The sequence below is a fragment of the Streptomyces luteoverticillatus genome (assembly GCF_003970715.1).
GTDB classification, from domain to species: Bacteria; Actinomycetota; Actinomycetes; order Streptomycetales; family Streptomycetaceae; genus Streptomyces; species Streptomyces abikoensis.
This window is the reverse complement of sequence record NZ_CP034587.1, coordinates 4,060,408-4,083,308: the sequence shown is the minus strand read 5'-3', so window position 1 is coordinate 4,083,308 and position 22,901 is coordinate 4,060,408. Positions and strand designations below refer to the sequence as shown.

General features: G+C 71.6%; 19 protein-coding genes and 1 rRNA gene. 9 read left to right on the top strand and 11 right to left on the bottom strand.

Annotated elements, in window-relative coordinates; translation table 11 throughout:
• Window positions 1-53: 53 nt before the first annotated feature.
• The 3 genes from EKH77_RS18035 to EKH77_RS18025 all read right to left on the bottom strand — a co-directional run bounded on the left by EKH77_RS18035 (window position 54) and on the right by EKH77_RS18025 (window position 2,962).
• Window positions 54-1,577 (bottom strand): 16S ribosomal RNA (locus tag EKH77_RS18035).
• A 517-nt stretch (window positions 1,578-2,094) separates the two neighbouring features.
• Window positions 2,095-2,607 (bottom strand): hypothetical protein, encoded by a 513-nt coding sequence (locus tag EKH77_RS18030; protein WP_126915381.1) that lies wholly within the window; start codon window positions 2,605-2,607, stop codon window positions 2,095-2,097.
• Window positions 2,608-2,686: 79 nt separating this feature from the next.
• Window positions 2,687-2,962 carry an SH3 domain-containing protein gene (locus EKH77_RS18025; protein ID WP_240667756.1) on the bottom strand — a complete coding sequence of 92 codons (276 nt, stop codon included), beginning with the start codon at window positions 2,960-2,962 and terminating at the stop codon, window positions 2,687-2,689.
• A 116-nt stretch (window positions 2,963-3,078) separates the two neighbouring features.
• Here EKH77_RS18025 and EKH77_RS18020 point away from each other — a divergent pair, with 116 nt between their 5' ends.
• The gene (locus EKH77_RS18020) at window positions 3,079-5,232 is read left to right on the top strand and encodes a protein kinase domain-containing protein (protein ID WP_126915380.1); all 2,154 of its coding nucleotides are present in this window, start codon (window positions 3,079-3,081) and stop codon (window positions 5,230-5,232) included.
• 51 nt (window positions 5,233-5,283) lie between these two features.
• On the opposite strand, the gene ilvD is transcribed toward EKH77_RS18020, so the two are convergent.
• The 4 genes from ilvD to EKH77_RS18000 all read right to left on the bottom strand — a co-directional run bounded on the left by ilvD (window position 5,284) and on the right by EKH77_RS18000 (window position 9,907).
• The gene (gene ilvD, locus EKH77_RS18015) at window positions 5,284-7,134 is read right to left on the bottom strand and encodes a dihydroxy-acid dehydratase (protein ID WP_126915379.1); all 1,851 of its coding nucleotides are present in this window, start codon (window positions 7,132-7,134) and stop codon (window positions 5,284-5,286) included.
• Between the two features lie 103 nt (window positions 7,135-7,237).
• On the bottom strand, window positions 7,238-7,960 hold the full coding sequence (locus EKH77_RS18010; RefSeq protein ID WP_126915378.1) for a TetR family transcriptional regulator: 723 nt from the start codon (window positions 7,958-7,960) through the stop codon (window positions 7,238-7,240).
• Window positions 7,957-8,796, bottom strand: coding sequence for a sugar phosphate isomerase/epimerase family protein (locus EKH77_RS18005; RefSeq protein ID WP_126915377.1), 840 nt, complete (start codon window positions 8,794-8,796; stop codon window positions 7,957-7,959). Before EKH77_RS18005 ends, EKH77_RS18010 begins: the two co-directional genes overlap by 4 nt.
• A 178-nt stretch (window positions 8,797-8,974) precedes the next feature.
• Complete coding sequence (locus tag EKH77_RS18000; RefSeq protein ID WP_126915376.1) at window positions 8,975-9,907, bottom strand: Ppx/GppA phosphatase family protein; 933 nt, start codon at window positions 9,905-9,907, stop codon at window positions 8,975-8,977.
• A 189-nt stretch (window positions 9,908-10,096) separates the two neighbouring features.
• Between EKH77_RS18000 and EKH77_RS17995 the strand changes: the two genes are divergently transcribed.
• Window positions 10,097-10,873, top strand: a complete 777-nt coding sequence (locus EKH77_RS17995; protein WP_126918127.1) for a hypothetical protein — start codon at window positions 10,097-10,099, stop codon at window positions 10,871-10,873.
• 26 nt (window positions 10,874-10,899) lie between these two features.
• On the opposite strand, the gene EKH77_RS17990 is transcribed toward EKH77_RS17995, so the two are convergent.
• Window positions 10,900-12,603 carry a BACON domain-containing protein gene (locus tag EKH77_RS17990; protein WP_126915375.1) on the bottom strand — a complete coding sequence of 568 codons (1,704 nt, stop codon included), beginning with the start codon at window positions 12,601-12,603 and terminating at the stop codon, window positions 10,900-10,902.
• Between the two features lie 222 nt (window positions 12,604-12,825).
• On the opposite strand from EKH77_RS17990, the gene radA reads away from it, so the two are divergent.
• A complete protein-coding gene (gene radA / locus EKH77_RS17985; RefSeq protein WP_126915374.1) occupies window positions 12,826-14,301 on the top strand; it encodes a DNA repair protein RadA in 1,476 nt (491 codons plus the stop codon).
• A gap of 148 nt (window positions 14,302-14,449) precedes the next feature.
• Entirely contained in the window at window positions 14,450-15,580 is a 1,131-nt protein-coding gene (gene disA / locus EKH77_RS17980; RefSeq protein ID WP_126915373.1) for a DNA integrity scanning diadenylate cyclase DisA, read from the top strand.
• A 156-nt stretch (window positions 15,581-15,736) separates the two neighbouring features.
• Here disA and EKH77_RS33020 read toward each other — a convergent pair whose 3' ends face one another.
• Both EKH77_RS33020 and EKH77_RS17965 read right to left on the bottom strand, forming a co-directional pair.
• A complete protein-coding gene (locus EKH77_RS33020) occupies window positions 15,737-16,504 on the bottom strand; it encodes a hypothetical protein (RefSeq protein ID WP_346429061.1) in 768 nt (255 codons plus the stop codon).
• A gap of 232 nt (window positions 16,505-16,736) precedes the next feature.
• Window positions 16,737-17,258: a pyridoxamine 5'-phosphate oxidase family protein gene (locus EKH77_RS17965; protein ID WP_126915370.1), complete on the bottom strand. Its 522-nt coding sequence runs from the start codon at window positions 17,256-17,258 to the stop codon at window positions 16,737-16,739.
• Between the two features lie 170 nt (window positions 17,259-17,428).
• Here EKH77_RS17965 and EKH77_RS17960 point away from each other — a divergent pair, with 170 nt between their 5' ends.
• The 5 genes from EKH77_RS17960 (at window position 17,429) to cseC (ending at window position 21,968) form a co-directional block, all read left to right on the top strand.
• A complete protein-coding gene (locus EKH77_RS17960) occupies window positions 17,429-18,334 on the top strand; it encodes an A/G-specific adenine glycosylase (protein ID WP_126915369.1) in 906 nt (301 codons plus the stop codon).
• A 287-nt stretch (window positions 18,335-18,621) separates the two neighbouring features.
• Complete coding sequence (locus tag EKH77_RS17955) at window positions 18,622-19,173, top strand: SigE family RNA polymerase sigma factor (RefSeq protein ID WP_126915368.1); 552 nt, start codon at window positions 18,622-18,624, stop codon at window positions 19,171-19,173.
• Window positions 19,161-19,814, top strand: coding sequence for a hypothetical protein (locus tag EKH77_RS17950; protein ID WP_346429060.1), 654 nt, complete (start codon window positions 19,161-19,163; stop codon window positions 19,812-19,814). The genes EKH77_RS17955 and EKH77_RS17950 overlap by 13 nt, the downstream gene beginning before the upstream one ends.
• 7 nt (window positions 19,815-19,821) lie before the next feature.
• Window positions 19,822-20,532 carry a two-component system response regulator CseB gene (gene cseB, locus EKH77_RS17945; RefSeq protein ID WP_126915367.1) on the top strand — a complete coding sequence of 237 codons (711 nt, stop codon included), beginning with the start codon at window positions 19,822-19,824 and terminating at the stop codon, window positions 20,530-20,532.
• On the top strand, window positions 20,421-21,968 hold the full coding sequence (cseC, locus tag EKH77_RS17940) for a two-component system sensor histidine kinase CseC (protein ID WP_430981033.1): 1,548 nt from the start codon (window positions 20,421-20,423) through the stop codon (window positions 21,966-21,968). Before cseB ends, cseC begins: the two co-directional genes overlap by 112 nt.
• A 25-nt stretch (window positions 21,969-21,993) precedes the next feature.
• On the opposite strand, the gene EKH77_RS17935 is transcribed toward cseC, so the two are convergent.
• A complete protein-coding gene (locus EKH77_RS17935; protein ID WP_126915365.1) occupies window positions 21,994-22,737 on the bottom strand; it encodes a M23 family metallopeptidase in 744 nt (247 codons plus the stop codon).
• Window positions 22,738-22,901 lie beyond the last annotated feature (164 nt).

Genomic DNA, 22,901 nt, shown 5'->3' with positions numbered 1-22,901 from the left:
CCCATGAGCAACCGTGCGAGTCATTCGCTCGCAGTCGGCTATGTGCTCCTTAGAAAGGAGGTGATCCAGCCGCACCTTCCGGTACGGCTACCTTGTTACGACTTCGTCCCAATCGCCAGTCCCACCTTCGACGGCTCCCTCCACAAGGGTTGGGCCACCGGCTTCGGGTGTTACCGACTTTCGTGACGTGACGGGCGGTGTGTACAAGGCCCGGGAACGTATTCACCGCAGCAATGCTGATCTGCGATTACTAGCAACTCCAACTTCATGGGGTCGAGTTGCAGACCCCAATCCGAACTGAGACCGGCTTTTTGAGATTCGCTCCACCTCACGGCATCGCAGCTCATTGTACCGGCCATTGTAGCACGTGTGCAGCCCAAGACATAAGGGGCATGATGACTTGACGTCGTCCCCACCTTCCTCCGAGTTGACCCCGGCAGTCTCCTGTGAGTCCCCATCACCCCGAAGGGCATGCTGGCAACACAGGACAAGGGTTGCGCTCGTTGCGGGACTTAACCCAACATCTCACGACACGAGCTGACGACAGCCATGCACCACCTGTACACCGACCACAAGGGGGCGACCATCTCTGGCCGTTTCCGGTGTATGTCAAGCCTTGGTAAGGTTCTTCGCGTTGCGTCGAATTAAGCCACATGCTCCGCTGCTTGTGCGGGCCCCCGTCAATTCCTTTGAGTTTTAGCCTTGCGGCCGTACTCCCCAGGCGGGGAACTTAATGCGTTAGCTGCGGCACGGACGACGTGGAATGTCGCCCACACCTAGTTCCCAACGTTTACGGCGTGGACTACCAGGGTATCTAATCCTGTTCGCTCCCCACGCTTTCGCTCCTCAGCGTCAGTATCGGCCCAGAGATCCGCCTTCGCCACCGGTGTTCCTCCTGATATCTGCGCATTTCACCGCTACACCAGGAATTCCGATCTCCCCTACCGAACTCTAGCCTGCCCGTATCGAATGCAGACCCGGGGTTAAGCCCCGGGCTTTCACATCCGACGCGACAAGCCGCCTACGAGCTCTTTACGCCCAATAATTCCGGACAACGCTTGCGCCCTACGTATTACCGCGGCTGCTGGCACGTAGTTAGCCGGCGCTTCTTCTGCAGGTACCGTCACTTTCGCTTCTTCCCTGCTGAAAGAGGTTTACAACCCGAAGGCCGTCATCCCTCACGCGGCGTCGCTGCATCAGGCTTTCGCCCATTGTGCAATATTCCCCACTGCTGCCTCCCGTAGGAGTCTGGGCCGTGTCTCAGTCCCAGTGTGGCCGGTCGCCCTCTCAGGCCGGCTACCCGTCGTCGCCTTGGTAGGCCATCACCCCACCAACAAGCTGATAGGCCGCGGGCTCATCCTGCACCGCCGGAGCTTTCCACCACCAACCATGCGGTCAGTAGTCGTATCCGGTATTAGACCCCGTTTCCAGGGCTTGTCCCAGAGTGCAGGGCAGATTGCCCACGTGTTACTCACCCGTTCGCCACTAATCCACCCCGAAGGGCTTCATCGTTCGACTTGCATGTGTTAAGCACGCCGCCAGCGTTCGTCCTGAGCCAGGATCAAACTCTCCGTGAATGTTTACCCGTAATCGGGTGACACTCGCGTTGAGCGGAACAACCAGGCGGAATAGGCCCGGTCGTTCACAGCGTCCTCGCTGTGTGTTGCCTCCCACCAGCCAAATGGCAGCGGAAGGACTTTTTAAAGGAACCTCATCCATCGAGATGGACGGGGTGTCAACATATCTGGCGTTGACTTTTGGCACGCTGTTGAGTTCTCAAGGAACGGACGCTTCCTTTGTACTCACCCTCTCGGGCTTTCCTCCGGGCTTCCCTTCGGTGTTTCCAACCTTACCAGATCCGTTTTCCGTTCCGTTCCCGGTTCGGATTTCGTTTCCGGCCCCCTGTTGGAGCGGGGTTTCTCGCTTTCGGCCTTTCGGCCCCCGGCGTGATCACTACTTTAGCGGATTTTCCCCGGGGCGCCTAATCGGTGCCCGTTCCGAATTTCGGCAAGCCGAAATTCTTCCCGTTCAGGGGAGCCGTCCAAGTAGTGGAGGTCGTTGCCGTGTGGCAACTCGGAGAACTCTACACGAGGTTCAGGGGTGCTTGCGCCGCCCCTTGGGCCCCCGCGCCGCCGGGTTGCCCGTGCGGGTCGTGCGGCGGCGCTCATGGCGGGCGCGGGCCGCGTCGTACTCGGCGCGGTGGAGCTTCTCGCCCGGGGCCTCCATGAGGCTGCGGAAGAAGTAGGCGAGCAGGGTGCCCAGGAAGCCGATCATCATGATGCTCTGCATCGAGCGTTCGGCCGCCGCGTCCGCCGGGCCCTCCGGGCGGCGGACGAACCGCTCCCATGTACGACGGAAGGCGAGGGCGCTGCAGACGGCGAAGGCCACGACGACCATCGCGTTGATCAGTCCGCCCACCTGGGCGATGGCCAGGCCCTCGTACCCCAGGCGGAGGACGAACGCGCCGGCCGCCGCCGCTGCCAGGGAGCCCACGGCGAGCCCGGCCCGGCGCAGGGCGTAGCCGCCGTCGTGCTCGACCCAGGTCGTACCGAAGAACCGGATCGGTTCGGGCCGGGGCCCGGTCGCCATTTCGTGCTCGCCACTCATACGTCGATTATCGCCAGGGCCGCGCGTAGAGCGGCGAGGCGGCAGTGAGACGGCAGCGAAGTGAAGCGATCCGTCGGCCTCAGCCCGAGCAGGCGACGGCCACGTAGCCGCTGCTGCCCGTCTTCACATACGCGTCGGACACGTACTGGCCCGGGGCGATGCAGTCCCAGACGTCCGTCGTGCCGCACGGGCCGGAGACGGTCTCGCCGCGGGTCTGGCAGCGGATGGAGACGCTGGAGCCCTGCGGGAGGACCTTGACGAGTTCGCTGTCGCTGCTGGGACCCCGGCGGACATTGACCTGATATCCGGGAGCGATCGGGTAGTACGCCATGGTGTTCTCCCCCGTGAGCTGAATGACATGCGCAGGCTAGCAACGCGCGGCTCCGCCTCCCCGGTACCCCCTGCCCCATCGATTAGGCTCCGCAAGCCGCCGAAAGCGGTCGAATCACACGGGTGACACGGGGGTGGGGCATGCCGCCGCTGCGCAGTACGGGGGCCGGGCCGGAAGCGGACGATCCGCAGTACGCGGGTCGGTACCGGCTGGAGGGGCGCCTCGGCTCGGGCGGCATGGGCGTCGTCCATCTGGCGCGCTCGCCCTCCGGGCTGCGCATCGCGGTCAAGGTGGTGCACGCCGAGTACGCGGTGGATCCCGAGTTCAGGGCACGTTTCCGGCAGGAGGTCGCGGCGGCGCGACGGGTGAGCGGTGCGTTCACCGCGTCCGTCGTGGACGCCGATCCCGATGGTGAACGGCCGTGGATGGCCACCCTCTACATCCCCGGTCCCACGCTCTCCGAGCAGGTGAAGCGGAACGGGCCGCTGAGCTCCGACGAGGTGCGGCGGCTGGCGGCCGGGCTCGCGGAGGCGCTGCGCGACATCCACCGGGCGGGCGTCGTGCACCGGGACCTCAAGCCCAGCAATGTGCTGCTCGCCGACGACGGTCCGAAGGTGATCGATTTCGGGATCTCCCGGCCGTACGACAGCGAGCTGCGCACCGAGACGGGCAAGCTGATCGGTACGCCGCCCTTCATGGCCCCGGAGCAGTTCCAGCGGCCGCGTGAGGTGGGGCCGGCGGCGGATGTGTTCGCGTTGGCGTCTTTGCTGGTGCACGCGGCGACCGGGCGGGGGCCGTTCGAGTCGGAGAGTCCGTACATCGTCGCGTACCAGGTCGTCCACGACGAGCCCGATCTGGCGGGGGTGCCGGACGATCTCGTACCGCTGATCCGGGCCTGTCTCGCGAAGGAGCCGGCGGACCGGCCGACGCCCGACGCGATCATGGCGATGCTGCCGACGCCGGAGCCCGGGCCGGTGACGGCCTCTCCGGTCGCGGCCTCTCCGGTCGCCTCGCCTGCTCCTTCCTCTGCCCCTCCTCCTTCCTCCCGGCGGATGCCACGGTTCCGGCGGGTCGCGGCGGCCGCCGTGGCCGCCGTCGCGCTGATAGCGGGCGGCGCCTGGGTGATGGAGGAGGTGGAGGACCTCGGCAAGCGACCGGCGCACAGCGACCACCCCACTCCCGCGGGTTCGACCTGGCGCCCGTGGGAGACGTCCGTCCTCGCGGACCCCGCCGGGAACGGTGAGGTGCGGGCCGGGTTCTGTACGTACGCGGACGGTGCCCTGTACTGCGCCGGGCGGGACGTGCACGCGGCCCGTATGGACGCCGCCTCCGGCAAGGTCGTCTGGCGACGGCCGGCGGCGAACAGTGACCGGCCTGGTGTGACCGGTGTGAGCGGGGCGCGTGCGCCGCATGTGTCCGGTGGGCTGGTGCACGCGCTGTCGCCGGACAAGCGGGAGCTGTCCGCGCTCGACCCGGCCACGGGTGAGCCGCGCTGGACCCGCGATGTGTCGGCGTACGACGGCCGGGTCTACCACGCGGGCGACACGGTACTGCTGGTCGCCGGGGACGGTGTGATCACGGCGGTCGACGGGGCGACGAACCGGGAGCGGTGGCGGCACGCGCTGCCCGGTGGGATCAAGCCCGTCTTCTCCTTCTACGGGCGGGACGCCATCGGCGTCGCCCTCGCGCCCGACGGGCGGCACACCCAGGTCGTCGGCGTCGACCCGGCGCGGGGCACGACGCTGTGGCGGTGGACGGCGGACGGTGCGCTGACGGCCGTCGGCGCCGGGCCGAACGGCAGCGTTTATCTCAGCGAGGCCAATGCGCGGACGCAGGTTTCCGCTGTCGTCCGGTACGCCCCGGGGATCGGGCGGGAGCGGCGGATACCGCTCCCTGCGCCGCTGGACGCCTCGAGCGTCGTCGCGAAGGGGGACCTGGTCTACGTCCTGTCCTCGGACGGCGGGCTGACGGCGGTCGATACGGCGGACACGCCGCCTGGGCATACCCCGGGGCAGCTGTGGCGGATGGAGACGTCCGTGGCCAACGCGTCGGCGCTGGTCCCCGACGAGGACGGGCGTCGGCTGTACTTCTCCGCCGCCGACGGGCGGCTGCTGGCCGTGGACGCCGGGCGTGGGGCGCTGCTGGGGCAGACGTCGCCCCGCCTCGGGCGGGCCGGGCGGGGCTTCCTGGAGCTGCTCCCCGCGCCGGTCGTCGCGGACGGGAAGGTGTTCGGCGCGGCGCCGGACGGGACGGTGTTCGCGGTGGACGCGCGGAATCCGTCGGGGTGGCGGTAGGGAGCGCCGCCCCGCCGAGGGCCCGTTCTCACCCCTGTCGAGGGCCCGTTCTCACCCCAGCTTGCTGACGTCCCGCACCGCGCCCTTGTCCGCGCTCGTCGCCATCGCCGCGTAGGCGCGGAGGGCCGCCGAGACCTTGCGGTCGCGGTTCTTCGGCGCGTACGTGCCGCCGAGGGCCTCGCGGCGGGCGGCCAGTTCGTCCTCCGGGACGAGGAGTTCGATCGAGCGGGACGGGATGTCGATGCGGATGCGGTCGCCGTCGTGGACGAGGGCGACCGTGCCGCCCGAGGCGGCCTCGGGCGAGGCGTGGCCGATCGACAGCCCCGACGTGCCGCCGGAGAAGCGGCCGTCCGTCACCAGGGCGCAGGCCTTGCCGAGGCCACGGCCCTTGAGGAAGGACGTCGGGTAGAGCATCTCCTGCATGCCGGGACCGCCGCGCGGGCCCTCGTAGCGGATGACGACGACGTCGCCCTCCTTCACCACCTTGGACAGGATCTTGTCGACGGCCTCCTCCTGCGATTCGCAGACGACGGCGGGGCCCTCGAACGTCCAGATCGACTCGTCGACGCCGGCGGTCTTCACCACGCAGCCGTCGACGGCCAGGTTGCCCTTGAGGACGGCCAGTCCGCCGTCCTTGGAGTACGCGTGCTCGACGGAGCGAATGCAGCCGCCGGCCGCGTCCACGTCGAGGGACTCCCAGCGCTCGGACTGCGAGAAGGCGGTCGCGGAGCGGACGCAGCCGGGGGCGGCGTGCCACAGCTCGACGGCTTCGGCGGAGGGGGAGCCGCCGCGCACGTCCCAGGTCTTGAGCCACTCGGCCAGCGTCGGCGAGTGCACGGAGTGGACGTCCTCGTCGAGGAGGCCGGCGCGGTAGAGCTCGCCGAGGATGGCGGGGATGCCGCCGGCGCGGTGGATGTCCTCCATGTAGTACGTACCGCCGGGGGCGATGTTCGGGGCGACCTTGGCCAGGCAGGGGACGCGGCGCGAGACGGCGTCGATGTCCTTGAGGTCGTAGTCGAGCCCGGCCTCCTGGGCGGCGGCGAGCAGGTGGAGGATCGTGTTGGTGGAGCCGCCCATGGCGATGTCGAGGGCCATGGCGTTGTCGAAGGCGGCGCGGGTGGCGATGTTGCGCGGCAGGACGGACTCGTCGCCCTGGTCGTAGTAGCGCTTGGTGATCTCCACGACCGTGCGGCCGGCGTTCTCGTAGAGCGCCTTGCGGGCGGTGTGGGTGGCGAGGACGGAGCCGTTGCCCGGGAGGGAGAGGCCGATGGCCTCGGTGAGGCAGTTCATCGAGTTGGCGGTGAACATGCCGGAACACGAGCCGCAGGTCGGGCAGGCGTTCTCCTCGATGCGCAGGACGTCCTCGTCGGAGACGTTCTCGTCGACCGAGTCGACGATGGCGTTGATCAGGTCGAGCTTGCGGACCGTGCCGTCGACGAGGGTGGCCTGGCCGGCCTCCATGGGGCCGCCGGAGACGAAGACGACGGGGATGTTCAGGCGCAGCGCGGCCATGAGCATGCCCGGGGTGATCTTGTCGCAGTTGGAGATGCAGATCAGGGCGTCGGCGCGGTGGGCCTCGACCATGTACTCGACGGAGTCGGCGATCAGGTCTCGGGAGGGCAGCGAGTAGAGCATGCCCGCGTGGCCCATGGCGATGCCGTCGTCGACGGCGATGGTGTTGAACTCGCGGGGGATGCCGCCCGCCGCCTTGATCGCGTCGGAGACGATCCGGCCGACCGGCTGGAGGTGGGTGTGGCCGGGCACGAACTCCGTGAAGCTGTTCGCGACCGCGATGATCGGCTTGCCGAAGTCCTCGCGCGCTACGCCCGCGGCCCGCAGAAGGGCTCGGGCGCCCGCCATGTTGCGGCCGTGGGTGACAGTGCGGGACCTCAGCTCGGGCATCCTGCTCACTCCTTGTGTCTCGGACGTCCGAGCCTACGCCGCCGGTCCGCGAGGCGGACAGGGTTTCCGGGATGCGAGATGCGGCGTGGGGCCTCCGGGGCCCTTACCCGGCCGGGTCGCCCGTCAGGTGGCGCTGGACCGCCGGGGCGACCATCGCCACGACCTGGTCGATCTCCCTGGACGCCAGCGGTTCGATCTTGATGACGTGCCGCAGCATGATCACGCCCACCAGGTGTGCCGCCGCCAGTTCGGACCGCAGTTGTGCGTCGGTGGCCGTCAGCTCGGCGGCGATGCGGGTCATCAGCCGGGTGTAGACCAGGTTCCGGAAGACCTCGGCGGCGGCCTCGTTGGCCACGGCCGACCGCACGATCGCGAGCAGCGGCTCGCGGGTGACCGGGTCCTCCCACAGCCCGAGGACGAAGCGGGTCAGCCGCTCGCCCGCGCTGTCCAGCGGGCCCTGGACGACGACCGCCTGGGCGTCGAGGGCGGGCGCGAAGGCCGTCTCGACGGCCGCGGCGAAGATCCGTGCCTTCGGGCCGAAGTAGTGGTGGACGAGCGCGGGGTCGACGCCCGCGCTCCTGGCCATGCCGCGGATGGACGCCTTGTCGTAGCCGCGCTCGGCGAACTCGGCGCGGGCGGCGGCGAGGATCCGCTCGCGCGCGCCGGGGCCGTCGCCCGCGTCGGTACGGGCGGGACGGCCGCGGCGGCGGGGGGCGGGGGGCGTGGGGCCGTTCGCCTGGCCTTGGGCGGGGCCCTGGACCTCGGCGCTGTCCCGGACCTCAGCGCTGCCCTGGTCCCCGGTCGGCGGTTCCTCGCTCGTCGTCATGGTCTCGGCACCCCCGTCCTCGGCACTCCCGTCGGGGAGGCGAGGTGGAGGCGGGTGTAGGCCAGGGCCTCGGCCAGGTCCGCTTCCCGCTCGGCGGCGGACATGGCCCGGCGGGTGTTGACCTCGATCACGATGTGCCCGTCGAAACCGTTCGTCGCCAGGCGCTCCAGCACCTCGGCGCAGGGCTGCTTGCCGCGACCGGGGACGAGGTGCTCGTCCTTCGCGGAGCCGTTGCCGTCGGCGAGGTGGATGTGGGCGAGCCGGTCGCCCATCCGGTCGATCATCTGGAGGGCGTCCGTGCGGGCCGTCGAGGTGTGCGACAGGTCGACCGTGAAGTGGCGGTAGTCGTCCTTGGTGACGTCCCAGTCGGGCGCGTAGGCGAGCATCTCGCGGTCGCGGTAGCGCCACGGGTACATGTTCTCGACGGCGAACCGGACGTCGGTCTCGCCCGCCATGCGCCACAGGCCCTGGACGAAGTCCCGCGCGTAGGAGCGCTGCCAGCGGAACGGCGGGTGGACGACGACGGTGCTCGCGCCCAGCTTCTCCGCCGCCGCGCGGGCGCGCTGGAGCTTGACCCACGGGTCGGTCGACCAGACGCGCTGGGTGATCAGCAGACAGGGCGCGTGGACGGCCAGGATGGGCACCTGGTGGTAGTCGGACAGGCGACGCAGCGCGTCGATGTCCTGGCTGACCGGGTCGGTCCACACCATGACCTCGACACCGTCGTAACCCAGCCGGGCGGCGATCTCGAAGGCCGTCGCCGTCGACTCGGGGTAGACCGATGCCGTGGACAGCGCGACCTTCGCATCCGGAATGCGCACCACTGGCTCTGTCACGAGGGACAGCGTATGCCCGCCCCTCCGGCGGCGGGCAGGTGGTTCCGTACGAGGGGTACGTCGGGTACGTCACGGTGGTGCGGACCGGACGTACCCGGCGGGGTGGACCGGACGCACCAGTGGTGCGGACCCGACGACCCGGCGGGGCGGGCCGTGGCGCCCCACCGGGTGGTCCGGGTCAGGGCGTGGGCAGGTGGTCCAGGCGGCGCAGGATGACGCCCTCGCGCAGCGCCCACGGACAGATCTCGATCTCCTCGACCCCGAACAGCTCCAGCGCCGCCTCCGCGACGAGCGCGCCCGCGAGCAGTTGCGGCGCGCGGCCGTCGGAGACTCCGGGGAGCCTGCCGCGCTGGGCGGTGTTCATCGTGGCCAGCTTGGGCACCCACTCCTCCAGCGCCTTCCGGCTGAGCGTGCGCTGGGTGTAGAGGCCCTCGGCGGAGCGGGCCGCGCCCGCGATCCGGGCGAGCTGCTTGAAGGTCTTGGAGGTGGCGACGGCGTGATCGGGCGCGCCGAGGCGGGCGAAGTCGCCGACGGTACGGGCGATCTCGGTGCGGACGTGGCGGCGGAGCGCCCGGACGTCCGAGGGGTCGGGCGGGTCGCCGGGGAGCCAGGCCTTGGTGAGGCGGCCGGCGCCGAGGGGGAGGGACGCCGCCGCGCCGGGTTCCTCGTCGAGGCCGAAGGCGATCTCCAGGGAGCCGCCGCCGATGTCGAGGACAAGGAGCTTTCCGGACGACCAGCCGAACCAGCGGCGGGTGGCGAGGAAGGTGAGCCGGGCCTCCTCCTCGCCCGTGAGGACGGGCAGCGTGACGCCGGTCTCCTGCTGGACGCGGCTGAGGACGGCGTCGGCGTTGGGGGCCTCGCGGACGGCCGAGGTGGCGAAGGGGAGCACTTCCTCGACGCCCTTGTCCTCGGCGGCCTGGAGCGCCTCCTGGATCACGCCGATGAGCCGCTCTATCCCGTCGTCGCTGATCGCGCCGGAGTCGTCCAGCAGCTCGGCGAGGCGCAGCTCGGTCTTGTGGGAGTGGGCGGGCAGCGGGCGGGCGCCGGGGTGTGCGTCGACCACCAGCAGGTGGACCGTATTCGAACCCACGTCGAGGACACCGAGTCTCATGGCCTGAACGCTACTGCGGTGGCCGAGGGCACTTAGTCTTGAGGGGTGGCGAAGACGAAGAAGGCCAAACCGGACAAAGAGCGGGAAAGAGCCTCCAGCAAGCAGGTCGACGGTTCCGGCGAGAACGGCTCCGGCAAGAACAGTTCCGGCGGGAACGGTTCCGGCAAGACGGACAAGCTCGGGTCCAAAGTGGTGAAGGCCGCCAAGGGCGCCCCCGCGCCCGACGAGGTCGGGCTCGACTTCGCCCGCGCCTGGGTCGAGTTCCCCGACCCGGCCGACGACGAACAGGTCTTCCGCTGTGACCTGACCTGGCTGACCTCCCGCTGGACGTGCGTCTTCGGCGACGGCTGCCAGGGCATCCGGGCCGGGCGCGCCGCCGACGGCTGCTGCACGCTGGGCGCGCACTTCTCCGACGAGGAGGACGAGCAGCGGGTCGCCGGGCACGTGGCGCGGCTGACGCCGGAGATCTGGCAGTTCCACGAGGTGGGCGCGGAGTCCGGGTGGACGCAGGTCGACGAGGACGGCGAGCGGCAGACCCGGCGTTGGAAGGGCTCCTGCATCTTCCAGAACCGGCCCGGCTTCGAGGGCGGTGCGGGCTGCTCGCTGCACATCCTGGCGCTGAAGGAAGGCCGCGAGCCGCTGGAGACGAAACCGGACGTCTGCTGGCAGCTGCCGGTGCGGCGTACGTACGACTGGATCGACCGGCCGGACGACACGCAGGTGCTGCAGGTTTCGATCGGCGAGTACGACAGACGGGGCTGGGGTCCGGGCGGGCACGACCTCCACTGGTGGTGCACGTCGGCGCGGTCCGCGCACGTGGGTGCGGATCCGGTGTACGTGTCGTACCGGGCGGAGCTGGTGGAGCTCATGGGTGAGCGGGGGTACGCGCGGCTGGTGAAGCTGTGCGAGGAGCGGATGGGGTCGCTGCTGCCTATGGCTCCGCATCCGGCGGACGCCCGGGAGTAGCCGGGGGCTTCGCCCCCGAGGCACCGCTAAGGGCTCGGGGGCGCCGACGGGTGGGTCGTCGACGGGTACGGGGTCGGTGTCGGGCGGGGGGTGCCGCAGCCTTCGATGGTGACGACCGTGCCGCCCGGGGCGATGGCCACTCGGGCGCTCCAGGGGCCCGCCGGTTCCCGGCTGTGATCGACGAGCACGGTGACCGTCACGGACTGCCCCGGGCGCAGCACTCCCCCGGGCTGGCTCAGCCGTAGCCAGGGCGCCCCGGCGGACATCGACCAGCTGACCGGTTCGCCACCGTCGGCGGTGAGCTTGATGAGCGTGGCCGTGCCGCTGGGCTGCGCCTCGACCGTCAGCCTGCCGGGTCCGGCGGGTCCGGCGGGTCCGGCGGGTCCGGCAGGTCCGGCAGGACGGCCCGCTGGAGCATGCGGCGGCGTGGTGGCGGCCGGGGGTGCGGTGCCGGCGGAGCGCGGGGCCGGGGCGGTGCCGCCGTCCGGGCCGAGGACGGCCACGGAGACGTCCGGGAAGCGGTGGCCGATGGGCCCCGGGGTGCCGTTGACGCGCCGGGTGGGGCCCGCCGGGGCGGTCGCCTCGTACGGATCGTCGTAGGCGCCCTCGTACATGCCCTCGTGGGGGCTGCCGCCCAGGCTGTCGGTCTCGGTGACGGGCACCGGGGCGGCGCCCGAGCCCTCGCCGACCGGGGTGCCCCGGTAGGCGGCCCACAGCGCGAGGAGGGGCGCGGCGACGACCGTGGCGACGACAGTGGTGGTCACGGCCCGGCTGCGCAGCCTGCTGCGGCGGGCGGCGCGGTCCTTGGGGGCGAGGGGGAAGCCGCCACGGTCGAAGCGCGGGGTCGCGGCGCGCTGCGCGCTCGCGCGCCGACGCGGGGGGCGTGCGTCCAGGGCGCCGCGCATCGCGGCGCGCGCGGCGGCGCGGGGGGCGCGGAGGACGGGCAGGGCGGCGGCCGGGGACGCGGCCGTGCCGGGCCAGGGCTCGCCCGCGACGGCCCGCTCGGCGGTACGGCGGCAGTCGGCGCACTCATCGACGTGGCGGACGAGCTCGCGCCGGAGCGCGGCGCCCAGCAGCACTTCCCGGTCGCCCACGAAGCGGGTGACCACCGGGCAGCGGCCCGACTCGACGACGGCGAGCGCGGTGCGGGTGCGCTCGACCTCGCAGGCGGCGCTGGAGAGCAGGACGCGCGCCGCGTCGAGGTCCAGGCGGAGCACGGCGGCGACCTCGTGGGGGGCGAGCCCGTGGCGCACGGCCAGTTCCAGGGCCTCGCGCTGCTCGGCGGTGGTGCCGGCGGCCTCGGGCCAGGCGAGCAGGGCCAGTTCCGCGCGGGCGCCCGCGTCGGGGGCGGGCGGCGGGTCGCCGGGGCCACGCTCGGCGAGCCTGCGCAGGCACCCCCAGCGGGCGAGGGCGTACAGCCAGGCGCGGTGCGCCTCCTCGGCGGCGGGGGCGCGGTCGGCCCGGCGCTCGGCGAGCGCCAGGGTCTCGCCGAGGGCGGCGATGGCGGACTCGTGGTCGCACAGGACGGACAGGCAGTAGGTGAACAGGCCGTCGAGGTGCGGGCTGTTCTCGTCGAGGTCTTCCTCGTCGTGGTCGTATTCGATTTCGATGTGCTCGGTGGTGCTGGTGGTGCTCTCGACGACCTGGTGGCGGTCCGCGCGCGGCGCACTGCTGGGTGCGCGGTGCGCGCCGGTGGCATGCGTGGGGGGCTCGGGCCTGCTCGTCATCATCCCGGCGACGGTAGGCCGGTGTCGCGCCCTCGTCCGCCCTGCTCACAGAGGTTTAGCCCATACGGGTGACTCTCTCCCTCAAAGGGGGACAGGAGCCCAACATTCCGCCCCGATTGGCCGAGCTCCGGACAGCGCGGTACGTACTGACGACCGAACCGACGACCGAAACTGACGACCGAGCTCGCGACCGGACTGTCAGTGCCCACCGCTACGGTGTTCCGCATGGCTGCCCGTACTTCTCGCTCGTCCGCCAAGGACCGGCCCTCCTACCGCTGCACCGAGTGCGGCTGGACCACCGCCAAGTGGCTCGGCCGCTGCCCCGAGTGCCAGGCGTGGGGCACCGTCGAGGAGTTCGGCGGCGCGCCCGCCGTGCGGACGACCGCGCCCGGCAGGGTGACCACCGCCGCCGTGCCCATCGCCCAGGTCGACGGCCGTCAGGCCACCGCGCGCGGCACGGGCGTCCCCGAGCTGGACCGGGTGCTCGGCGGCGGCCTGGTGCCCGGCGCCGTGGTGCTGCTCGCGGGCGAGCCCGGCGTCGGCAAGTCGACCCTGCTGCTGGACGTGGCGGCCAAGGCGGCCAGCGACGAGCACCGCACGCTGTATGTGACGGGCGAGGAGTCCGCGAGCCAGGTCCGGCTGCGCGCCGACCGCATCGGCGCCCTCTCCGACCATCTCTATCTCGCCGCCGAGACGGACCTGTCCGCCGTCCTCGGGCATCTCGACTCGGTCAAGCCCTCGCTGCTGATCCTGGACTCCGTCCAGACCGTGGCCTCCCCCGAGATCGACGGTGCGCCCGGCGGCATGGCCCAGGTCCGCGAGGTCGCCGGAGCCCTCATCCGGGCCTCCAAGGAGCGCGGCATGGCCACGCTCCTGGTCGGTCACGTCACCAAGGACGGCGCCATCGCGGGCCCCCGCCTGCTGGAGCACCTGGTCGACGTCGTACTGAGCTTCGAGGGCGACCGGCACGCGCGGCTGCGCCTGGTGCGCGGCGTGAAGAACCGCTACGGCGCCACGGACGAGGTCGGCTGCTTCGAGCTCCACGACGAGGGCATCACCGGCCTCGCCGATCCCAGCGGCCTCTTCCTCACCCGTCGCGCCGAGCCCGTGCCGGGCACCTGTCTGACGGTGACGCTGGAGGGCCGCCGTCCGCTGGTGGCCGAGGTGCAGGCGCTGACCGTCGACTCCCAGATCCCCTCCCCGCGCCGGACGACCTCGGGCCTGGAGACCTCGCGCGTCTCGATGATGCTCGCCGTGCTGGAGCAGCGCGGCCGCATCAGCGCCCTCGGCAAGCGCGACATCTACAGCGCCACGGTCGGTGGCGTGAAGCTCTCCGAGCCCGCCGCCGACCTGGCCGTCGCCCTCGCCCTGGCCAGCGCCGCCAGCGACACCCCCCTGCCGAAGAACCTGGTGGCCATCGGCGAGGTGGGCCTGGCGGGCGAGGTCAGACGGGTCACGGGCGTGCAGCGGCGGCTGGCCGAGGCGGCCCGGCTCGGCTTCACCCACGCCCTCGTGCCCGGCGACCCCGGCAAGGTGCCCAGCGGGATGAAGGTGCTGGAGGTCTCGGACATAGGCGAGGCCCTCCGGGTGCTGCCCAAGCGCCCCCGCCGCGAGCCGGCCCGGGGGGCGGGCAAGGAGACCGGCCGGAAGGCGGGCCAGGAGCCGGGCGGGGAGGCGAGCCCGAGGACCACTCCCGAATAGGCTGGGCGCCAGTAGACTTTCCCTGGTCCCGCCCGCACGTACGCTCCGCCGCACACCACAGCGCGCGACGCGCACGGCGTGCACGACGGCGCGTACGCGACAGCAGGGCGGCCCGCGGCACCGTTGACCTTGCGACCTGAGGAGTGCAGTGGCAGCCAACGACCGGGCATCGGGCCCCGGCAAGTCCGGAGGCGCCTCCGGTGGCTCCGGGGTCGACGGGCTGATGCGCACGCTGAGCGCCGTCGCGCCCGGCACGGCCCTGCGTGACGGCCTGGAGCGCGTGCTCCGCGGCAACACCGGCGGGCTCATCGTCCTCGGCATGGACAAGACCGTCGAGTCGATGTGCACCGGCGGATTCGTCCTCGACGTGGAGTTCACGGCCACCCGGCTGCGCGAGCTGTGCAAGCTGGACGGCGCGCTGATCATCGACAAGGACATCAGCAAGATCGTGCGGGCGGGCGTCCAGCTGTACCCCGACGCGTCGATCCCCACCGAGGAGACCGGCACCCGCCACCGCACCGCGCAGCGCGTCTCCATCCAGTCGGGCTTCCCCGTGGTCTCCGTCAGCCAGTCGATGCGGCTGATCGCCCTGTACGTGGGCGGGGAGCGCCGCGTCCTGGAGGAGTCCGGCGCGATCCTCTCCCGCGCCAACCAGGCGCTGGCCACCCTGGAGCGCTACAAGCTCCGCCTGGACGAGGTGGCGGGCACCCTGTCCGCCCTGGAGATCGAGGACCTGGTCACCGTCCGGGACGTCACGGCCGTCTCCCAGCGGCTGGAGATGGTCCGCCGCATCGCCACGGAGATCGCCGAGTACGTGGTCGAGCTCGGCACGGACGGCCGGCTGCTCTCCCTCCAGCTCGACGAGCTGATCGCGGGCGTCGAGCCCGAACGGGAGCTGGTCGTGCGGGACTACGTCCCCGAGCCGACCGCCAAGCGCACCCGCACGGTCCCCGAGGCCCTCTCCGACCTGGACTCCCTCTCCCACGCCGAGCTCCTCGAACTGCCCATCGTCGCCCGTGCCCTGGGCTACAGCGGCTCCCCCGAGACGCTGGACTCCGCCGTCTCGCCGCGCGGCTACCGGCTGCTGGCGAAGGTGCCCCGGCTGCCCGGCGCCATCATCGAGCGGCTCGTGGACCACTTCGGGGGGCTCCAGAAGCTTCTCGCCGCCAGCGTGGACGATCTCCAGACCGTGGACGGCGTGGGCGAGGCCCGCGCGCGGTCCGTGCGCGAGGGGCTCTCGCGGCTGGCGGAGTCGTCGATTCTGGAGCGGTACGTCTAGGCTCCGCCGGTTTCCGCTGGTTGAGCGGTCAGGCCCGCTGCGGGCCGGCTGTGGTTGCTCGCGCAGTTCCCCGCGCCCCTTACGGGGCGCCCCGTGGCTGCTCGCGCCCGCGCGGCGGAGCCGCACAGTGTTACAGCCCCGCGCCCCTTACGGGGCTCAGGCCTTCTCCAAGGTGAATTCCGTGCGGTCCGTGACTCCCGCCACCTTCACCTCGACCCGGTAGGTCCCCGGTACCGCTGCCGTGGGGCCGGAGGGCGTAGCGCACTGGGGGGCGCTGCGCCTGCGGTCCCATTCGACGGTGCGCTTGGTCTCGCCGGAGCCCGGCACCTCGAAGAGCACCGCGCCCGTGCCCCGGACACAGTCGCCGGAGTTCCAGACGTGCTCCTCGCCCTTGTCGTCGGTGATGACGAACATGGCGGCGGTGGCCCCGAAGTTCACCTTGCAGGCGCTGCCACCGGAATTCTTCACGACGAGTTCGAACTTGGGCTTCTCGTCCGGGCGGTAGGACTCCTTGACGCTGCGCACGCTCAGCCGCACCGCGCCCGGCGTGCAGTCGGGCAGGCTCGACGCGGCCGCCACCGGCTTGCTGTCACCGGTCACCGCCAGTCCGGGGCCACCGCCGAAACCACCGGCCGCGGCGGCCGCGCCGCCCGCGCCGCCGGCCGCTCCCGATCCGCCGCCGCTCCCGGCACGGTCGCCGGAGCCGCCGCCGGAGCCGCCGGTTCCGCCGCCACCCGAATCACCACGGCCGCCCGGTCGTTGACCGATGTGCGGTCCCGAAGGCGTCGGGCCGGGAGTGATCGTGGCGTCCGCCGTCGGCGTCTGGCCGTTCTTGGCGCCCTCGCTCTGGTCGCCCTCGGAGCCGCCCCCGCCGCCGTCCATGGCGAGGAACCAGATGACGACCAGAGCCAGAAGTCCGAGCACGCCAAGTGCAACTGCCCTCCGCCGCCAGTAGATGGAGGAAGGAAGCGGCCCGATCGGATTGCGCAGAGATCCCACGCGAAAACTCTACGAGAGATCGGCCGGGGGACCAGCCAGTACCCGCCGTAGGAGTGCCTGCTTTTCCCATCATCTGCCCGCAACTGGGACCGTGGTGACGGTCCGACCGGTCACCGGCACGGTCTGCGAGCGTTCGTACGGCTCTCCAGAAGGCTCGTCAGAAGGTCTTGTGCCACTCGGCCTTGTGCCCGAACCCACGGCCGTTGTCGACCAGCCTCAGCCAGTCCGGGCGCAGTTCCCACAGCCCCGTGCGCTCCATCGCCTGCCGCAGCCGGTCGGTCCGCTCCACGTACGGGAAGCGCGCGCTGTACGCGTGCCACGCGGTCTCGCGGTCGACGCCCTCCAGGAGGCGGCAGGTGCCTCGACCCTGGACGCCGGTGAGCGAGGTCCAGTCCTGTCCGTCGCGCTGTGCTGTGAAGGCGACGCGACCATCGCCGGCGAGCAGGGCACGGCCGTGACGGGTGGTGCCGGAGGTGACGAAGAGGAGCGACGGGACGGACCCACCGGACTCACCGGACCCGCCGAACCCCCCGGTGGCCGCCGTGGACACCGCGTAGAGCACGGCGCACGCCTGCGGACCATCCTCGTCCACGTACGCCAGGGTCAGGGTCGTGTGCGCGTCCAGGGCGGCCCGGATCTCGGCGGGCGGCGCGAACGACTGGTCTGTCGGGTCGGTCATGGGATCAGCCTAGGAAATGGGATCAGCCCAGGAAGTGGACGAAGCGGCTCGCACGGGGCCGGTCGGCCGTGGGGGCGCTCACTCGATCGGGGCAGCCAGGGGCTTGGGTGGCCGACGCGGGCCCCAGCCGTTTCGCCGCCTCGCGTGGGCGTGCCAGGATCGGAGACGACATGACTGCGATGCCTGCCACCACACCCCAGACGTCCACCCTGTTGCACGCCCCGGTGATCGACTGGTTCGCCGTGCACGCCCGTGATCTGCCCTGGCGCCGCCCGGAGGCCGGGCCGTGGGGGGTGATGGTCAGCGAGTTCATGCTCCAGCAGACCCCCGTGAGCCGGGTGCTGCCGGTGTACGAGCAGTGGCTGGCCCGCTGGCCGCGCCCGGCCGACCTGGCGGCGGAGCCGCCCGGCGAGGCGGTGCGCGCCTGGGGGCGGCTGGGCTATCCGCGCCGGGCCCTGCGGCTGCACGCCGCCGCCTCGGCGATCACCGAGCGGCACGGCGGCGAGGTACCGAGCGATCACGCCAAGCTGCTGGCGCTGCCGGGTGTCGGCGAGTACACGGCGGCGGCCGTGGCGTCCTTCGCCTACGGGCAGCGGCATGCCGTGCTCGACACCAACGTCCGCCGGGTCTTCGCGCGCGCGGTGACCGGCGCCCAGTACCCGCCGAACGCCACGACCGCCGCCGAGCGCCGGCTGGCCCGCGCCCTGCTGCCCGAGGAGGAGCCGGTGGCCGCGCGCTGGGCCGCCGCGACGATGGAACTGGGCGCGCTGGTCTGCACCGCCCGCACGCCCTCGTGCGGCACCTGTCCGATCGCCGCCGAGTGCGCGTGGCTTGCCGCCGGCTCGCCCGCTCACGACGGGCCGCCGCGCCGGGGCCAGACCTACGCGGGCACCGACCGGCAGGTGCGCGGCAAGCTGCTGGCGGTGCTGCGGGAGGCGGTCACGCCGGTGCCGCAGGCCGCGCTGGACGCGGTGTGGCACGAGCCGGTGCAGCGGGCACGGGCGCTGGACGGCCTCGTGGCCGACGGGCTCGTCGAGCCGCTGGCCGACGGCCGCTACCGGCTGCCGCTGACGTAACGAGGCTGACGTAACGAGGGTGAGCCCGGGGGCGGCCGTACGCACACAGCCGTCATACAGCGGTCACAAAGCCATCGTCGCGAGCCGCCTCCGCCTTGCTTCCGAAACGGACAGAGCCGGTCTTTCTTTGATCTATTCCTCCGGCTGTTACACAACCTATGGATAGCTGTGCCACAGCCGACGGGCTCTCGCACATCGCGCCGCAACAGCTCCTCCGTAGCGTCCTACCCGTGCTGGAGGACCACCAGCGTGGCGCGGGGAACGCGAGTGGAATGGAGGCTGCGGTTATGGCAGGCAGCAGCGGCAAGGTGCTGGACTTCGAGGAGTACGTGCGCAACCGTCAGGACGCCCTCCTGCGCAGCGCCCGGCGTCTCGTCCCGGACCCGATCGACGCGCAGGACCTGCTCCAGACCGCCCTCGTGCGCACCTACGGCCGCTGGGACGGAATAGCGGACAAGTCGCTGGCCGACGCCTACCTCCGCCGCGTCATGATCAACACTCGTACGGAGTGGTGGCGCGCCCGCAAGCTCGACGAGGTGCCCACCGAGCAGCTCCCCGACGCGAGCGTCGAGGACGGCACGGAGCAGCACGCCGACCGCGCGCTGCTGATGGACATCCTCGGGGTTCTCGCGCCCAAGCAGCGCAGCGTCGTCGTGCTGCGACACTGGGAGCAGATGAGCACCGAGGAGACCGCGGAGGCGCTCGGCATGTCCACGGGGACGGTCAAGAGCACGCTGCACCGCGCACTGGCCCGGCTGCGTCAGGAGCTGGAGAGCCGGGACCTGGACTTCCACGCCCTCGAGCGCGTCGATCGGGGGCAGGAACGGTGCGCCGCCTGAAGCGCGCCGCCGGCTTCGGGCCGGCGATGATCACCGGTGGAGCGGTCACTGCCATGGCCGCTGCCGCCGGTCTTCTGCTTGCCGGCTGCGGGACGAGCGGTGACGGGGTGCGCAAGGAGGGGCCGGCGCAGAACCAGCCCGCCGCGAAGGCGGTCACGCGTACGCCCGCGGCGACCGCCACCCCGGCCCAGAAGGTCGACGCGATCAAGCTGATCAAGGCCGACCCCAAGGTCAGCGATCAGATCAAGAAGAACCTCAAGCCCTGCGTCAAGGACCAGTACCCGGTCGACGTCACCTACGGCCAGTTGACGGACAGCGGCGGCGCCGACGTCGTGGTGAACGTCCTGACGTGCGGGGACTCCCTCGGCATCGGCTCGTATGTGTACCGTCCCAAGGGGGACACGTACGAGAATGTGTTCACGGTCGAGCAGTCGCCCGTGTACGCGGACATCGACCGCAGGGATCTCACGATCACCAAGCAGGTCTACGGTCCGGGTGACGCGGTCTGCTGCCCCTCGGGGGTCGACGTCCTGACGTACCACTGGTCGGACGGCACGTTCCACGAGATGGGCCGTACCCACACCGACTACAACAAGGTCGGCAACACCGGCAAGGTGCCGAGCGAAGGATCGGAGGGCTGAGAGCGGCGTGGCCGATACGCATGTGCTTTTCGTCGAGGACGACGACGTCATTCGCGAGGCGACGCAGCTCGCTCTGGAGCGCGACGGCTTCATGGTGACGGCGGTGCCGGACGGACTGCTGGGGCTGGAGAGCTTCCGGGCCAAGCAGCCCGACATCGCCCTGCTCGATGTGATGGTCCCGGGCCTGGACGGGGTCAGCCTGTGCCGCCGGATCCGCGACGAGTCCACCGTCCCCGTGATCATGCTGTCGGCGCGGGCCGACTCCATCGACGTCGTGCTGGGCCTGGAGGCCGGCGCCGACGACTATGTGACCAAGCCCTTCGACGGCGCCGTGCTCGTCGCCCGCATCCGGGCCGTGCTGCGCCGCTTCGGCCACGCCAGCGGGGCCGCCGGGGGCAACGCGGCGGCCGAGGAGGCCCAGGGCATCGAGGGCGGGGTGCTGCGCTTCGGCGACCTGGAGGTCGACACGGAGGGCATGGAGGTCCGCAAGGCGGGCACGCCCGTCGCTCTGACCCCCACCGAGATGCGGCTGCTGCTGGAGTTCTCCGCCTCGCCCGGCACGGTCCTCTCCCGCGACCGGCTGCTGGAGCGCGTGTGGGACTACGGCTGGGGCGGCGACACCCGGGTCGTGGACGTCCATGTGCAGCGGCTGCGCGGCAAGATCGGCCAGGACCGCATCGAGACGGTCCGTGGCTTCGGCTACAAACTCCGGGGCTGACGGCCCGGTGCGGTTCGTTTTCCACGGCCCGGTGCGATCGGTTTCCGACGGCTCGGAGCGATCGGTTTCCGACGGCTCGGAGCGGTTCGTTTCCCAGGGCTCGGTCGTCCCAAAGGGCCCGGTCGTGTCAGGGTGAAGTCGTGGTGAAGCTCGCTCTGCGCAGTGGCCTGCGCTGGAAGGTCAGTCTGGCCATCGCCTGCGTCGGCGCGCTCGTCGCCGTCGCGCTCAGCCTGGTCGTCCACAACGCGGCCCGCGTCTCCATGCTCAACAGCAGCCGCGACCAGATGGACGACCGGGTCCAGATCGCGCAGCGCTACTACGAGTCCACCGGCGGCAAGCGGATGCTGCGCGCCCAGGTCAACGACCCCGCGCTGCCCAAGCAGCTGCGCGAGGCCGCCGAGCTCGGGCTGCGCGCCACCTACCTCCAGGACAACGGCTCCGGCGCCCCCGAGGTGTGGGCCTCCACCCCGCTGCGCGACGGCAAGATCCTCTCGATCCACACCCGGTTCAAGGACCGCTACGACATCCTCAACGACCTCGACCGGGCCCTGATCATCGGCTCCGTCTCCGTCGTCCTCGGCGGCACCGCGCTGGGCATCCTCGTCGGCGGCCAGCTCTCCCGGCGGCTGCGCAAGGCCGCCACGGCCGCCCGCAAGCTCGCGGACGGCGAGTCCGACATCCGCGTCCGCGACGCCATCGGCGGCCGTGTGCGCGACGAGACCGACGATCTCGCCCGGGCCGTCGACGGCATGGCCGAGGCGCTCCGCGACCGGCTGGAGGCGGAGCGGCGCGTCACCGCCGACATCGCCCACGAGCTGCGCACCCCGGTCACGGGCCTGCTCACCGCCGCCGAGCTGCTGCCGCCGGGCCGGCCCACCGAGCTGGTACGGGACCGGGCGCAGGCCATGCGCACGCTGGTCGAGGACGTCCTGGAGGTCGCCCGGCTGGACGGCTTCGCGGAGCGCGCGGAGATGCAGGACATCGAGCTGGGCGAGTTCGTGCAGCGCCGGGTGCGGGCGGCGGCCCCGGAGGCGGAGGTGACCGTCCTGCGGACGGCGTACGTCTCCACCGACCCGCGCCGTCTGGAGCGCATCCTGGGCAATCTGCTGGCCAACGCGGCCAAGCACGGCAAGGGGCCGGTCGAGGTCACAGTGGAGGGCCGGGTGCTGCGCGTGCGCGACCACGGCCCCGGCTTCCCGGAGGAGCTGCTGCGGGAGGGCCCGAGCCGCTTCCGGACGGGCAGCGAGGACCGGGCGGGCAAGGGCCACGGCCTGGGCCTGACGATCGCGGCAGGTCAGGCCCGGGTGCTGGGCGCCCGGCTGACCTTCCGCAACGCGGACCCGGTGGTGGAGGGCGGCAGCGGCGCGATCGCGGTGCTGTGGCTGCCGGAGTCGTCGCCGACGAGTACGGGGACGTTCCCGGTGATCAGCGTCTGACGGTGGCCTCTGCGGTCCTCTGTGATCAGAGCGCGCCGCCGCGGGCGCCCATGAAGGCGACCGGGTCGACGGCGGAGCCGTAGTCCGGGGTCGTACGGATCTCGAAGTGCAGGTGGGGACCGCTGGAGTTGCCGGTGGAGCCGGACAGGCCGATGTCCTGGCCGGTCATGACCCGCTGGCCCACGGAGACCTTCACCGAGGACATGTGCGCGTACTGCGAGTACTGGCCGTCGGCGTGCTTGATCACGACGGCGTTGCCGTACGCGGGACCGTCGCCGCCACCGTTGGGGCCGGCCTTGACGACCGTACCGGCGTGAACGGCCTTCACGGGCGTACCGGAGTTGACGACCAGGTCCTGGCCGCTGTGCTTGTTGGCCCACATGCTGCCGGCCTTACCGAACGGCTGGCCGATCTGATAGCCGTCGACGGGGTGCACCCAGGCGTTGGCGCGGCTGCGCGAGGCCTCGGCCTCCTTGCGGGCGTCCTCGGCCCGCTTCCGGGCCTCCTCCGCGCGCTTGGCGGCCTCCTGTTTCTCCTTCTCGGCCGCCTTCTGCTGCGTCTCGGCCTGCGCGTGCAGCGCGTCGCCCAGCGGCGCGGCGGCCGCGAAGCCGGGGAGGACGCCGGCCGAGGCGGCGACGTCGGCCGCGAGCGCGACCCCGGAACCGAGCGCGACCGACGCCCCGAGCCCGGCTGCCACGAGAGCGGCGGCACGGACGCGGGAAACGGACTTGCTCGGGTCACGGAAAGCGGTGCGCTTCGGCTTCGGCATACGGGAAAACCTCCGGAAAAAGAACAGGTCCCGGCCGTCGGACCGGGATCGCCATTCCTTGGTAACCCGCGCTCGGGGGCGCTGACAAAGGGGGCCGCTACTAGGGCGGGCCGTAATGAGGAAAAGGATCTTGGAGGTTGCAGCCACGCCCACGGGGGCGAATC